This window comes from Paenibacillus sp. 32352, from assembly GCF_002042965.1.
Taxonomy (GTDB): Bacteria; Bacillota; Bacilli; order Paenibacillales; family NBRC-103111; genus Paenibacillus_S; species Paenibacillus_S vulneris.
This window is the reverse complement of the sequence record NZ_MZNT01000003.1, coordinates 158,334-171,598: the sequence shown is the minus strand read 5'-3', so window position 1 is coordinate 171,598 and position 13,265 is coordinate 158,334. Positions and strand designations below refer to the sequence as shown.

At 49.3% G+C, this 13,265-nt stretch carries 12 protein-coding genes and 1 pseudogene; 1 reads left to right on the top strand and 12 read right to left on the bottom strand.

The window, feature by feature from the left end; translation table 11 throughout:
* Window positions 1-81 precede the first annotated feature (81 nt).
* The 11 genes from B1728_RS08500 to B1728_RS08450 all read right to left on the bottom strand — a co-directional run bounded on the left by B1728_RS08500 (window position 82) and on the right by B1728_RS08450 (window position 11,923).
* Entirely contained in the window at window positions 82-1,137 is a 1,056-nt protein-coding gene (locus tag B1728_RS08500) for a metal ABC transporter substrate-binding protein (RefSeq protein WP_079909774.1), read from the bottom strand.
* Window positions 1,138-1,229: 92 nt separating this feature from the next.
* Complete coding sequence (locus B1728_RS08495; protein WP_079909773.1) at window positions 1,230-2,120, bottom strand: metal ABC transporter permease; 891 nt, start codon at window positions 2,118-2,120, stop codon at window positions 1,230-1,232.
* Entirely contained in the window at window positions 2,066-2,773 is a 708-nt protein-coding gene (locus tag B1728_RS08490) for a metal ABC transporter ATP-binding protein (protein ID WP_079909772.1), read from the bottom strand. Before B1728_RS08490 ends, B1728_RS08495 begins: the two co-directional genes overlap by 55 nt.
* A gap of 217 nt (window positions 2,774-2,990) precedes the next feature.
* A complete protein-coding gene (locus tag B1728_RS08485) occupies window positions 2,991-3,452 on the bottom strand; it encodes a hypothetical protein (RefSeq protein ID WP_079909771.1) in 462 nt (153 codons plus the stop codon).
* 128 nt (window positions 3,453-3,580) lie between these two features.
* Window positions 3,581-3,784: a hypothetical protein gene (locus B1728_RS08480; RefSeq protein ID WP_079909770.1), complete on the bottom strand. Its 204-nt coding sequence runs from the start codon at window positions 3,782-3,784 to the stop codon at window positions 3,581-3,583.
* 206 nt (window positions 3,785-3,990) lie between these two features.
* Window positions 3,991-5,022: an HD domain-containing phosphohydrolase gene (locus B1728_RS08475; protein ID WP_079909769.1), complete on the bottom strand. Its 1,032-nt coding sequence runs from the start codon at window positions 5,020-5,022 to the stop codon at window positions 3,991-3,993.
* 17 nt (window positions 5,023-5,039) lie between these two features.
* Window positions 5,040-5,405: a response regulator gene (locus tag B1728_RS08470; protein ID WP_079910149.1), complete on the bottom strand. Its 366-nt coding sequence runs from the start codon at window positions 5,403-5,405 to the stop codon at window positions 5,040-5,042.
* Window positions 5,406-5,422: 17 nt separating this feature from the next.
* Window positions 5,423-7,801, bottom strand: a complete 2,379-nt coding sequence (locus B1728_RS08465; protein WP_079909768.1) for a response regulator — start codon at window positions 7,799-7,801, stop codon at window positions 5,423-5,425.
* Between the two features lie 354 nt (window positions 7,802-8,155).
* On the bottom strand, window positions 8,156-10,402 hold the full coding sequence (locus B1728_RS08460) for a heavy metal translocating P-type ATPase (RefSeq protein WP_144027827.1): 2,247 nt from the start codon (window positions 10,400-10,402) through the stop codon (window positions 8,156-8,158).
* Between the two features lie 224 nt (window positions 10,403-10,626).
* Window positions 10,627-11,271: a hypothetical protein gene (locus tag B1728_RS08455; RefSeq protein ID WP_079909766.1), complete on the bottom strand. Its 645-nt coding sequence runs from the start codon at window positions 11,269-11,271 to the stop codon at window positions 10,627-10,629.
* Window positions 11,272-11,287: 16 nt separating this feature from the next.
* Window positions 11,288-11,923, bottom strand: coding sequence for a matrixin family metalloprotease (locus tag B1728_RS08450; protein ID WP_179135943.1), 636 nt, complete (start codon window positions 11,921-11,923; stop codon window positions 11,288-11,290).
* Between the two features lie 92 nt (window positions 11,924-12,015).
* On the opposite strand from B1728_RS08450, the pseudogene B1728_RS08445 reads away from it, so the two are divergent.
* Window positions 12,016-12,642 (top strand): annotated as a pseudogene (locus tag B1728_RS08445) (transposase); the annotation flags it as partial.
* A 178-nt stretch (window positions 12,643-12,820) separates the two neighbouring features.
* Here the strand turns inward: B1728_RS08445 and B1728_RS08440 are convergent.
* Window positions 12,821-13,258, bottom strand: a complete 438-nt coding sequence (locus tag B1728_RS08440) for a disulfide oxidoreductase (RefSeq protein ID WP_079909764.1) — start codon at window positions 13,256-13,258, stop codon at window positions 12,821-12,823.
* Window positions 13,259-13,265: the final 7 nt, after the last annotated feature.

Genomic DNA, 13,265 nt, shown 5'->3' with positions numbered 1-13,265 from the left:
AGTTTGAACAAATCAAAAAGATCGGTGGTTCCCCCCTACTTTTGGGGAGGAGAGACCATCGATCTTTTCATGTTCACGCTTCTACTCGTTTAAGGCAGCCTTAAGAGCCGCCAGATTGTTGAGCATAATGCCAATATAATCCAGCTGCTTGGCTTTATCCTCTTCGGTCAGGCCCTCGATCGGATTCAATACCGCCGTTTTGGCTCCAAGCTCCCTGGCTACCGTCTCGGCTACCTTCGGATTCACGAGCGTTTCGAAGAATATCGTCTTCACCTGCTTTTCCTTGGCGAACCGGATGATCTCCCCCATCTGGCCGGGTGACGGCTCCTGCTCCGGGGACAAGCCTGCAATAGGGACTTGCGTCAAGCCGTATCGCTTGGCCAAGTATCCGAACGCGGCATGCTGCGTAACGAATTCCTTGCGTTTAACAGAGGCCAGCCCATCCTTGAACGACTGATCCAGCTCCTTCAGCTTGGCAATGTACGCAGCGGCATTTTTCTTATAGACCTCTTTATTGGCAGGATCAGCCTGCTCCAATGCCGCCTGGATCGACTGAACCTCTTGCTGGGCCAGAACAGGATCGAGCCATACATGCGGATCTGCCGGACCGTGATCGTGATCGTGATAGCCGTCTTGCGTGTCGCCGGTTTCCTTGCCAGGGTCATGGTCATGATCATGATCATGTTCCTCTTCATCATGCTCCGTCCCTTCCAGCAGCTCCATCTGTTTACTGGCTTCGACGACCGCCGTCTTGTCTTTATTGATGCTGCCCAGCACCTTATCAGCCCAGCTTTCCATGCCTGCGCCATTATACACGAACACACCTGCATCCTGAATCAGCTTCATATCCTGAGCCGTCGGTTCCCAATCATGAGGCTCCATACCGCCGGGTACCAAATTCACGACCTCCGCTTTATCACCGGCCACTTGGCGGGCAAACTCATACAGCGGATAAAAGCTTGTTACAACCTTCAGCTTCGCCTGCTGGACGGGTATATCCTTCCCGGTGCCCGATTCTGCATTCGGCTTCGAGTCCGGTTTAGAAGAGGCAGCCTGGTCGGCAGCGCTGCAGCCTGCCGTGACCATTCCGGTTACTAGCACCAAACTTAGCAATTTAGTAGAAAACAATGATTTCATCTTCATCCTCCGTTATTTATGATTGATAGATTCCTAGAGCACAAGCCCGCTTTGAAGCTATTTATTCCTTAAAGCTCCGATAGTGTCCGCGCTCACTGCGTTCCCTGAGAAACCATGAGTCCTTCCTCCACAGGCTCCTGCTGCACACTGTGCGGCCGCTTTTTATTGCGAAGCTTCCCTATGTACAGCCAGCCTCTTTTCAACAGCAGGCCGATTATGAGAAACAACAGCAGCGCAAGTGCAATCGTCCCGCCCGGCGGCGTACTGAACCGGTAGGATGCCGTAAGCCCCGTGCAAACTCCCGTAACCCCGATAAGAACAGACAGCAGGATTGCAGCTGTAAACCCCGGCGCAATACGGATAGCCAAGGCGGCCGGCAGTATAACTAGCGATGACACCAGCAGCACACCGACTATTGGCATCGCAACAGCCACCGCCATCCCGGTGACCACACTGAAGGAAAAGGAAATCAGCCTTACGCGTACTCCGCTTGTCTCTGCGGTTTCTTCGTCGAAAGCAAGCACGTACAAAGATCTCCGCAGCAAGAAGAAATACAGCCCTCCAGCCGCCGCCACTCCCAGCATCAGCCACAGCTCGACGGGGTTCACAGCCAGAATTGAACCGAACAAATAAGCATTCATGCTCTTGCTTAGGCTTTGATTCATATTCATGGCAACTACGGCGAAGCCTAATCCGCCTATCATGATGATCGCAATAGAAATTTCGCTGAAAGCCCGGAACGATCTGCGGACGTACTCCACACTGCAGGCACCGATCACCGCAGCGGCGAATCCTGTTATTACGGGATTCCAATGCAGCAGCCCTCCTATGGCAACGCCTGCCAGGGATACATGAGACAGGGTATCCGCCATCAGAGCCTGCCGCCTAAGCATCAAGTAAACGCCGAGCACTGAAGCCAGAACGGACACTATCCCCCCGGCCAAAAATGCCCGCTGCATGAACTCGTAGTGCAGCATTTCCAATCCCCTCCCTCCTTGCGCTTCAATTCGATAACGCGATCGATTCTGGGCAGCACTTCCTCCAGGCCGTGAGTTACCATAACGACGGATCTGCCGGATTCCTTCACCTGCGAATGCATCAGCTCATAAAAAGCATGCCGGCTCTCCACATCCATACCGGTTGTCGGTTCATCCAGAATGAACAGATCCGGCTCCTGCGCGAGTGCCCTTGCCACCCCCATACGCTGCTTTTGACCGCCTGACAGCTCGCCGATTCTCGCATGCCTCCGATTCCACATCCCTACCTGCTTCAAGGCCCGCTCCACAATGAAATGATCCCTTTCATTCAACCGTTCATACCAGCGCTTACGGCTCCATCTGCCCGACCGTACCCATTCGATTACCTTGCTTGGAAAGCCGCTGTTAAACGAGGCCATCTGCTGAGGGACGTAGCCTACAACCAATTTTCCTCCCTGGGGGCCGACTCCGCTTCTTTCCACTTGACCGCTCCATGGCTTTATTAGGCCGAGCATCAGCTTCAGCAGGGTTGTTTTCGCCGCTCCGTTAGGGCCAATCACCGCTACGAACTCGCCCGAGGTTATCTCAAGATTCACGTCGTCCAGACAAGGAAATTCCGAGTAACCGAAGACAACCTGCTTCATACTGGTCAGCTCCATTCCCTACCCACACTCCTTTCAAAGCAATCGTCAATATTCGTAATAATTACTAATAATAACGATTATCATAAACGAAGCTCGCCCAATTGTAAATAGTATTTTTTACGTTTAACAAATAAAAAAACAGCCCAAGGGGACACCTCATGTCCCGGACTGCCAAAAAGCCGCTCTTGATTATACCTATTTTTTAGATGAGCTCTATCTAAATGAACTAGCCCTAAAAGCCGTCACTGCCGCAAGCGGCAAGGTTCCATTGCGATAACTCAGGAATCGATCCGCGCTTTATGTCAGGGGGAGTGATTGCGCAGATTTGACCCGGCATATAGTCCATTCCTGAGGTCACAATGGCGGATACCTGAAGAGGCACCCCCTTCACAGCGAACGTCAGCTCCGCTTTCCCCGTACATACACAACCGTCATCATAAGCTGCCGTTACCCGGTCGAAGGACAGAAGTCGAAAGCCATCCATTTCATCCAGCTTCCGAATTGATGCAAGATCAATCGAACCTCTATGCAACTCCGCGGCTTTAGTATAGTTCTGCGATTGGATTTCTTGCAGGAAGGCCCCTGTATTCCTCTTTAAGTCATGTTGAAGTTTTGCTATATATCCTTGGTAGGCAAGCATAAAGACAAGCCAGATCAGCAGCAGAAAAGCGCCTGATTTCCAAACGATTCTCAAACCTTCCTCACCATTCCTTCGGGATATCCTTACGATCTCCATTATAGACGCTTGGATAAGGGAACATGTACCGCACATGCAAAAAATTTAATAACAATAAAAAAACCGGCATCTCCCAAAATAAGAGATTACCGGCCCACGAGTTCATAAACTTGCTTTAAGGATAACCCCATTTCTCTAGCCAAATCCATAGCGGAAGCGTGCGGGTTGGCTTGAAGGAACCTTTTCACCTGATGAGTTTGTTCAAGATGGAGCTTAAAGCAATTGCTGCAAAGCACGTTCACGCTTTGCAGATGAAGCTTGCCGCAGCCGCGGCAGTTGGATAGATTCATGAACAAACCTCCGTCGCCCTGTCGAAATCTGTAAATTTCTGATGCTACACACCTTCGCAGGCGACTGGGCTTTTCCGGGGGTAGCCGGTAAGCTCGGACTAATCGCTGCCTATCCTTTGGAGAACAGCTGCTGAATAAAGAAAAGGCCCCGGCAATGACGCAATAGCTAGCGGGACCTGTTCTGTATGGACATTATGTATGATGGCTTAGGGTTTTATTTCCTGAAGCAGTTGAATAAACACATCCACGATCTGCGGATCAAAATGTTTTCCGCGTTGAGCCTTGATTTCAGCAAGCGTTTCTTCTTGTGTCCAAGCCCTCTTATAAAGACGGGCATGGGTTAACGCATCATAAAAATCAGCGAGTGCCACAATCCGTGCCGAGAGAGGAATTGCTTCACCCTTCAGCCCTTGGGGATATCCGGTACCATCCCATTTTTCATGGTGTGACTCGGCTATGAGTCTGGCCAGCTTCAGAAGAGCAAAGGAGCTTCCCTCCAGAATATTGGAACCGATCGACGTATGAGACTTCATACGCTCGAACTCATGGGGCTCAAACCGCCCCGGCTTCAGCAATATATCGTCCGGGATGCCGATTTTACCAATATCATGAAGCGGTGCCGCCGACCGGATCATGTCAACTTCGTGGCCCGGCAATCCCAGTCGTTCTGCAATTAATCCCGATAACCAGCCTACCCGCTGCGTATGCTGACCTGTTATATCGTCCCGGTATTCCGCCGCACGTCCGAGAAGCTGCAATATTTCCATTTGGGCCAGCTGCAGTTCTTTCGTTCGTTCCCGTACTTTTTCTTCCAATACACTGTTCTGATTTTGCAGCTGATTGTGAAGATGCCGGGTGCGGAGCAAATTTGTAATACGAAGTATCACTTCCGTCCTGTAAAAGGGCTTTGTCAAAAAATCATTAACCCCCGCCTGCAGTCCCTGCTGCTTGGCCTCGGAGGTTAAATCGGCAGTAAGCATCAAGACAGGCAAATAGTTATCCGGCCCAGAATGACCGCGAATGAGCTTCAGCGCCTGAAGCCCGTCCATTTCCGGCATGTGCAGGTCAAGCAGAATAATGTCCGGATCCACTTCCGTGAGCAATCGTTCAACCTCCAGAGAATTCATGGTGCTGTACACATTTTGGAATCCCGCTCGCCCCAGAATACGTTCCAGAAGGCTGACGTTATACTCTTGATCATCCACGATTAAAATTTTGCCCAGCTTGATCTCGTCCATCGTTATTCACCTTTCGCTTATCGATTCAATGCCGCATTTATTTTCTCAAGCAATCGTTCCAAAACGACCGGCTTGGTATCAAAATCATCGCATCCCGCCCGATAAGCCTCTGCTTCATCTCCCGCCATCGCATGAGCGGTCAAGGCTATGACCGGGATATTCTTCGTTTCCTCCTTGCTTTTGAGCAGACGGGTTGCCTCCCAGCCATCCATTACGGGTAAACTCAAATCCATTAAGATTAAATCAGGGCGCTCCTGAATGGCCGTGTCAACGCCTTGCTTCCCGTCCTCTGCTGTGATTACCTCAAACCCCCTGCGGGCAAGCCTCCGAGAAAGCATGTCCCGATTCATTTCGTTATCTTCCACAAGGAGAATTGTGTTCATGTCGTTCGCCTCTCTCATTATGAATGTCCCTGCGCGTTCTGCTCCTCAACAAACCGGCGAATATCCGCCAACAGTGATTTATGGTCGAATGAACCTTTTTGGACAACATTTTTTACAAAGCCATTGAGCTTCAGTCTGTCTTCCGCCGTGATTGATTTGGCTGTCACAACCACAACCGGCAGCTTGCTCCAGGCTTCCCTCTTGCGAAGTTCTTCAAGGAACTGAAATCCGTCCATCTCCGGCATCATAAGATCAAGCAGGATAAGCGCCGGCTCTGCTCTCTCCATTAATTCCAAGGCAAGCCGGCCGTTTCGAGCCTGGTTCACTACATATCCTTCCTTCTCCAGCAGCCGCGTCAGCAAATCGCTTGTCGCTTCATCGTCCTCAATGACCAGCACCTTGTGTTCGTTGCGGTTGGAAATATACCGATCCATGACATGAATCAGCCGCTCACGCTGAATCGGCTTCGTCAGAAACTCGGATGCGCCCAATGCATATCCGAGCTGTTGGTCATTGGTCATCGACCAGATCACTATAGGAATGTTTTGCAGCTCGGGATCGCTCTTTATAGCTGACAGAACACTCCACCCATCCATGCTCGGCATAAGAATATCCAGACAGATCACTTTGGGGCGTAGCTTCCTGGCTAATTGAAGCCCTTCCTGCCCGTTGGTAGCAAACGCCAGCTTCCATCCTTCATTAGCAAGATAGCGCTTCATCAATTGATGGTTAAACGTCTCGTCGTCAATGAGCAGGATGCTGACACCGTTGTCATTTTCCTTGCGGCTCTGGTCGTTAGCAAGCTCCTCCAAACCCGGCTCGTCGTCACTCTTGGATATCGGAAGCCAGCAGGTAAAGGTGCTCCCCGCTCCCATTTCGCTTTCGACCTCCATGGATCCGCCTAACATTTCGCAGAAGCTGCTGCTAATTGCCAGCCCGAGACCCGTTCCCCCATACTTGCGAGTGGTAGAGGAATCCGCTTGCATGAAGGGCTGGAACAGCTTCTCGACTTGCTCAGACGTCATTCCGATGCCTGTGTCCTTGACGCGAAAGCTGTATCCTGCCATATGGCTTCGCTGTTCATGATTCACCTCTAAGGTAACCGTTCCGTTTTTGGTAAATTTGCTTGCGTTGCTGAGCAGATTAATCAGGATATGTCTCAGCTTGGTGACGTCCGTTGTCATCACACCTTCTTGCAAATGCAGCTCCAAGGTATTTCCGTTTTTATCTATGAGCGGTTTGACTGTGGTGATCACATCCCGTATCAGACCGGACACTTCGAATGTCTCTATGTGAATCTCCATTTTGCCCGCTTCAATTTTGGAAATATCCAATATGTCATTAATCAACGACAGCAGATGCTTACCCGCATTTCTGATTTTCCCCAGATCCTCTACGAAGGTCGGCTCATTAAGCTCCTCAGCTTCTTCCACCAGCATCTCGCTGTACCCGATAATCGCATTGAGCGGTGTTCTAAGCTCATGGCTCATATTGGCCAGGAATTGGCTTTTGATCATATTGGCTTTGATCGCCTCGTCATGAGCTTGTTCAAGCTGTGCCGTACGTTCTCTCACCAATTCCTCCAAATTTTCGTTTAGCTGCCGCAGCTCCTGATTCATCAAATAGATTTCATTGGTTTTCTCTTGAATTTCCGAATCCTTATGTGAGATCTTGTTCGATATGTAAATCCCGAGCAGAGATAACCCCAGCGTAAATAAAGTTCCTGCCGAAATGAAGTAACCGAGCCAGTCCTGATCCAGCTTGATGCCCGAGGTTGACATGGACTTAGGTCCCAGGTGAAAATCGGCCGCCATCATACCCGTATAATGCATGCCCACAATCGCAGCACCCATAATCAGCCCGCTCCCCAGCTTTTTCCATGCCACACTGCCTTCCGCGTCTCTGCGGAAATAAAACGACAGCCACAGCGCCGCTACCGACGCAATTAGGGCTATTACAATGGAAAGAATAAAGTAAAATAGGTTATAAGTAATATCAATCAGCATAGCGGCCATTCCAATGTAGTGCATCGAGGATATCCCGGTGGCAAGCAAGACCCCGCCGCCAAGCAATTGGCGCCATGATAACTGCTCGCGGCTTACTACATGCAAGGCGACGAAGGAGGCAATAATAGCCACCACGACTGACAATATAACGGTGATCAGATTATAAGAAACCTGAACAGGCAGGGAAAATGCCAGCATGCCTACAAAATGCATCGACCAGATCCCCATTCCCATGGCAAAGGCGCCAAAAGAAAGCCACAGCCATCGGTTCATCCCATCGGATTTGCTGATCCTCCCTGCCAAATCAAGAACGGTGTAAGAAGCAACAACAGCAACAACATACGAAAAAACAACTAGCGATGTATCGAACGATCCATGAACATGTTCCATCCTATTTCCCCTTCTCTATAAAAATCGACAAGTTTCCTCATTTTTCTACTTCTAGTTCTATACAATTCTATGACCCGTGAAAAATCAATAGGCCTGCGGATTCTTTTTTAGTATACAACATCGTACTGAAACTTTTTTGATATTTTTTGTATGAATTTCCCTGCAAAGCTATCCGTGCCACATACCGGTACCTCCGAGATCTATAGCGGAAAATAAAAACAAGCAAGCCCCGACTGCTTTTGCAGACGAGCTTGCTTGTTTTAGGTCCATAATTACCCTCCAAGGTGACTGTTTGAAGCTTGCAGTCATGTGGCGGATCGGGATAGGAAATCACGGTCGGATTAACGTTCGATATCAAGCCTTCTGCAGACGCAGCGCATTGCAAATGACTGTCACCGAGCTGAAGGCCATTGCGGTGCAGGCGACCCATGGCGCCAAATACCCCGTCACAGCGAAAGGGATCGCCAATGCATTATAGAACAGCGAGAAAACAAGATTTTGGCGGATGACCTGCATCGTTCGGCGGCTGATTCCGATGGCGCGGACCATGCCTTTCAAATCCCCCTTAAGCAGCACGATATCGGCCGCCGCCTTGGCAATATCCGTACCCCTGGAGACGGCAACCCCGGTGTCTGCCGCCGCAAGGGCAGGGGCATCGTTGATACCGTCGCCGACCATAGCTACCTTTTTCCCCTGCCGCTTCAGCTCATCGACCAGTGCCGCTTTATGCTCCGGTAGCATCTCCGAATACACCTCGCGAATGCCCACCTTCTTGGCAATGGACCTTGCCGTCTGCGGATGGTCCCCGGTCACCATAATTACGCTTGCCCCCATAGCCTGCAGCTGCTGGATGGCCGGGCGTGAAGAAGGCTTGATTTGATCGCGCAAAGCAACAGCCCCTGCCCATTCCCCGTCTATTGCCGCGTATACGACGTTGCTTCCCTGCTGCTCCCAGCGCTCTATTCGGGTCGACTGCGGGATGGGCGCGATCCCGTGCTCCTGAAGCCAGTGCCGATTGCCGGCAATGACGGTCTTCCCTTCCACAACGGCGCGAATCCCGCTTCCCGCCGAGGCCTGGAAGGCTTCGCATACCGGAAGAGATTCCCTGCCTGATCCATGCTCTCGCCGGTCCATATAGGCCTCTACGATGGCCCGGGCCAATGGATGCTCGGAATGCTGCTCCGCGCCGGCTAACAGGTGCAGCAGGGAATCGCCGGACCTTCTCACCGCCATCATATCATAGACATGGGGCTTCCCCATCGTAATGGTCCCGGTTTTGTCCAGCAGGATCACTTGCGTGTCCGGCAGCATCTCCAAATGTTTACCCTCCTTGAACAAGATGCCCAGCTGAGCAGCTCTTCCCGAGCCAACCAGGATGGAGGTCGGCGTTGCCAAGCCTAACGCGCAGGGGCATGCAATGAGCAGTACAGCAATGGCTTTCTCCAGCGCACCTCCTGTTGCTCCCGGCTCAAAGACGAAGTACCATGCGGCAAACGTCAACGCAGCCAGACCGATAATAATCGGAACAAATACGCCGGAGATGGTATCCGCCATCCGCTGAATCGGCGCTTTGGAGTTCTGGGCTTCCTCCATCAGCTGAATCATTTTGGCGAGCGTTGTCTCGCTGCCCACCCCGGTTGCCTGGATTTTCAGCATCCCGTTAAGATTCAGCGTTCCGCTGATGACACGTTCTCCTGCCTTCTTGTCGACCGGGATGCTTTCGCCGCTGATCATCGACTCATTGATTGATGCATGGCCCTCCAGAATGATCCCGTCCACCGGGATCTTTTCTCCCGGACGGACGACGATGATCTCCCCCGCAGTCACATTCTCCAGCGAAACCCGCTGCTCTTTGTTGTCCCGCAGCACCTGTGCCGTCTCGGGCCGAAGCTGATGAAGCTGGTGCAGGCTTCTTAACGTGCGGCGTTTGGACAAGGCTTCCAGCCATTTGCCGAACCAGACGATCGTCATAATCATTACGCTCGCGTCAAAATATAGGGAGCCGTGGTGGGCAGAGCCCGCAGCATGGCCCGAGGCGGGGTGAAACATCAAGTAATGGCTGTAAAAATAGGCCGCCGACGTCCCCATCACGATGAGCACGTCCATATTGGCTCCGCCGTTCCTGATCGCTTGAAAGGCCCGTATATAAAATGGCAGCCCGATCCCGAATTGGACCGGAGTGGCCAACGCCAGCTGAAACCATGGATTCAGGAGCAGCTCGGGCACCCAAAGGGAGGACGTTAAAGTATGATGGCCTGCCATGGCCCATAGAAAAGGCACCATGAACACAAAAGAAATAAGCAGAATCGTCCCCGTTCGAACGGTCTCGAAGGGATCGGTACGGCCTCGGTTCTCCTCCGTCGCATGGTGCTCCCGGGCTGAATAGCCAAGCTGCTTGATCTTGTCCTCGACGTGACGAAGCGTGATTTTGCCCGGCACAAAGGACATGGAGGCCCGGTGCAGAGCCAAATTCACTTGAATTTGCTCTACTCCCTCCATCCTGCCAATCACCTTCTCGATGCGTACGGCACAAGCCGCGCACGTCATTCCCGATATATTCAACACAACCTGACGGACGGCCGTAGGTGAAGTTACGCTCATCATTCATTCCACCTTTGATAAAGGATGCATGCTCGTACAGTACCAATATATGGACTGGCCGAAGCAATCATGCCTTATCCCCTACCTTATAAATCAAAAAAGAGACCGCCGAAGCGGTCTTAGGTATGACGAAAAAGAGACCCCTCAATGTGAAGGGTCTCTATGAAAATTAACGATCTACGAACTTTCTATATTGAATAAATTATTGCTTCTACAACTCTAAACTATTTCTGTTCAGGCTGTACTTTTTCAAGCTTTTTATCTTGTTCAAGTAACTTGCGGGATTCTTCTTCATTCTTTTTTAGTTGATTTTCATCACTGTTCAATTTTTTCGGTGGTCTTGCATTTTTAACAGCTTCTGCTACTTTTTCTTCTACGGATTTTGCATCTAAACCTTCTAAATCAGACTGGTATGTCTTCACGCCACCGTATTTATCTGCATCGTAGACTATTTTATTATTACTACCCAGATTTAGTTTCCCCTGGTAAACTCCTGCAACAAAATAAGCATTATCTGTTACAGGTCCATCATACTTTTTAAGAAACAGTATATTTTTTTTGTGGTCATTTAAACTAAAAGCCGCCACCTCAAGAACATTAATCATTTTGGAATTTAATTGTTCGTCACCTTTTATAACCTTCTTAACTTGGGCTTCAATGACATTAAAATCGGCCTCTTTATATCTAATGTTTTTGGATTCTCCAGTCAACTCCACCTCAACGATTAATTGAGCGTCATAAGCTATTTCTTCAAGTGCTTGATAATGTGTCTGTAAAGATGCATTGCCATAATTTACTTTAGGTTCTTCTTTCATGCAAGCCGTAAGTGTAGCCAAAACAAAAATAAGAAGAAATATTATTTTTTTCATTTAGTATCCTCCTTGCCTAGTATAGATTATTAATTCCGTTAATGTCATCTGTTTGTGGAACTAGCCACCCGTTGTTAATATAAGAAATATCATTCATAACCGATGGTGTTCCATCTCTTTCATGTGCTAAGCCTAACGCATGTCCTACTTCATGAATAGCTGTTCCTCGATATTGATTATAAGAAAGAGAGGACTCGTTAATATCAAATGCATTTAGGTACACCCAAGCAAAATCCCAACTTTTCGAAGGACCAGTCTCGCCACGAAAACCTGAAACCCTAGTACCATTCATACCACCAACATACATTTCGGCCCAACCCCACAAGTCCAAATCTCCATAGTTTTGTCCTTCTGTTCTTACCTTGGTAGTCCCACTGCCATTTAGTATGTTGGATTCAGTAAGATTATTCCACTCATTGAATGCCCCATTAAAAGCAGTACCGAAAGTATATATTGTCCCATTATGGTTGTAACTATCAACTGCATTGTTCATGTAAGAGCCTGAAGATACGCCAGTTGAAATCTTGTATCTATTAGAAGAAGGTCCCCAGTATTCATATGCATTAACATTAATTGCAGAAATTGCTGTTAGAGCTAAAACAAGTGCAGATGTAGTGGCTATTTTTGATAGTTTTTTTAGCGATTTGAACATTTGACAACTTCCTCCCATAATAAAAGTGACGTTCTAATGCTAAGTTTTGTTGCTGAACTACATGAATATTATCAATACCTCCTCTCCGACCTGTCACCCCCGGCAATGTTCATGATTCTTTGCCCTATGTAGAACGACTCGACCGACAAGTTAATCGCTTCGGGTTTCAAGTTGAAGCTGTTGCCTTAGACTCAGGTTATTTAACCAACCCTATCTGTAAAAGCCTTCATGATAGAAAAATCTTTGCGGTTATTGCGCATCGTCGTTTTCACCCAACACAGGGTTTGTTTCCCAAATGGAAATTTCATTACAACACAGAAACGAATTCGTATACGTGTCCAAACGGTCAGCAGCTTACTTACAAAACAACGAATCGGGAAGGCTACAGACATTACGCGTCGAATCCGGAGGTTTGTAAAAACTATCCTTTCCTCTCCCAATGCACTCGTTCCCGGAACCATAAAAAGATCATCACACGACATGTGTGGGAAGCAAGTAAGGAATGGGTGCGCGAGAATCGTTTGAGTAAGTCAGGTAAATATCTGTACAAGAAGAGAAAAGAAACGATTGAGCGAAGCTTCGCGGATGCAAAACAGCTCCATGGGTTTCGCTATTGCCGTTTACGGGGGCTGCAAAATGTGACTGAGCAAGCATTGATGACGGCAGCCGTACAGAACATGAAAAAGATCGCTCTCCACCTGGATCGACAGGTCAAATGAGGAGAACGATCTTTTGTATATTCCATTTATTACCTAAGTGTAATGGGGGCTTTGCGAAGCAAAGCCAGCTTCGGAAGCCTGGCTGGAGAGGCATACCCCACCGGAGTATATTAGCATTAGTTCAAGCTCTATGGTTTTTTCAACAGACAAAAGACCGCCGAGGCGGTCTCCTTTTTATCTACTCCAACTCTTCAGCTTCCTGACGGTCTTCCCTGCCCAGCAGCAAAAAGCAAGTGATCATGATGAAAGCGATCAGCGCCAGAAAAGGAATCGTGATGAAGCCGAGCCAATTGATATAATCCTCGTTGCACGGTACGCCGACCGTACAGGGAAGCAGCTTGGCAAGTCCCGGTATTTTTTGCTCGGAATAATGATACAGCGAGATCATGCCTCCGATGATGCTCATCGGCAGGATATAAGCAATCAGCTTGCGGTCGTTCTTGTAGCAGGCCATCCCGAGCAGGATGACGAGCGGGTACATGAAGATACGCTGGAACCAGCACAGCTTGCAGGGCTCAAAGCGCATCACCTCGCTGAAAAAAAGGCTGCCGCCCACAGCGACCAAAGAAACGGCCCACGCCATATACAGTCCGTATTGTCTAAAGAAGGATCGCATAACGAGT

What these genes read in the sequence shown, in the direction of transcription:
- B1728_RS08500 (WP_079909774.1), bottom strand. Translation starts at nt 1,137, where the DNA reads ATGAAATCATTGTTTTCTACTAAATTGCTAAGTTTGGTGCTAGTAACC.
- B1728_RS08490 (WP_079909772.1), bottom strand. Translation starts at nt 2,773, where the DNA reads ATGGAGCTGACCAGTATGAAGCAGGTTGTCTTCGGTTACTCGGAATTT.
- B1728_RS08480 (WP_079909770.1), bottom strand. Translation starts at nt 3,784, where the DNA reads ATGAATCTATCCAACTGCCGCGGCTGCGGCAAGCTTCATCTGCAAAGC.
- B1728_RS08475 (WP_079909769.1), bottom strand. Translation starts at nt 5,022, where the DNA reads ATGGACGAGATCAAGCTGGGCAAAATTTTAATCGTGGATGATCAAGAG.
- B1728_RS08470 (WP_079910149.1), bottom strand. Translation starts at nt 5,405, where the DNA reads ATGAACACAATTCTCCTTGTGGAAGATAACGAAATGAATCGGGACATG.
- B1728_RS08465 (WP_079909768.1), bottom strand. Translation starts at nt 7,801, where the DNA reads ATGGAACATGTTCATGGATCGTTCGATACATCGCTAGTTGTTTTTTCG.
- B1728_RS08460 (WP_144027827.1), bottom strand. Translation starts at nt 10,402, where the DNA reads ATGAGCGTAACTTCACCTACGGCCGTCCGTCAGGTTGTGTTGAATATA.
- B1728_RS08455 (WP_079909766.1), bottom strand. Translation starts at nt 11,271, where the DNA reads ATGAAAAAAATAATATTTCTTCTTATTTTTGTTTTGGCTACACTTACG.
- B1728_RS08450 (WP_179135943.1), bottom strand. Translation starts at nt 11,923, where the DNA reads ATGTTCAAATCGCTAAAAAAACTATCAAAAATAGCCACTACATCTGCA.
- B1728_RS08440 (WP_079909764.1), bottom strand. Translation starts at nt 13,258, where the DNA reads ATGCGATCCTTCTTTAGACAATACGGACTGTATATGGCGTGGGCCGTT.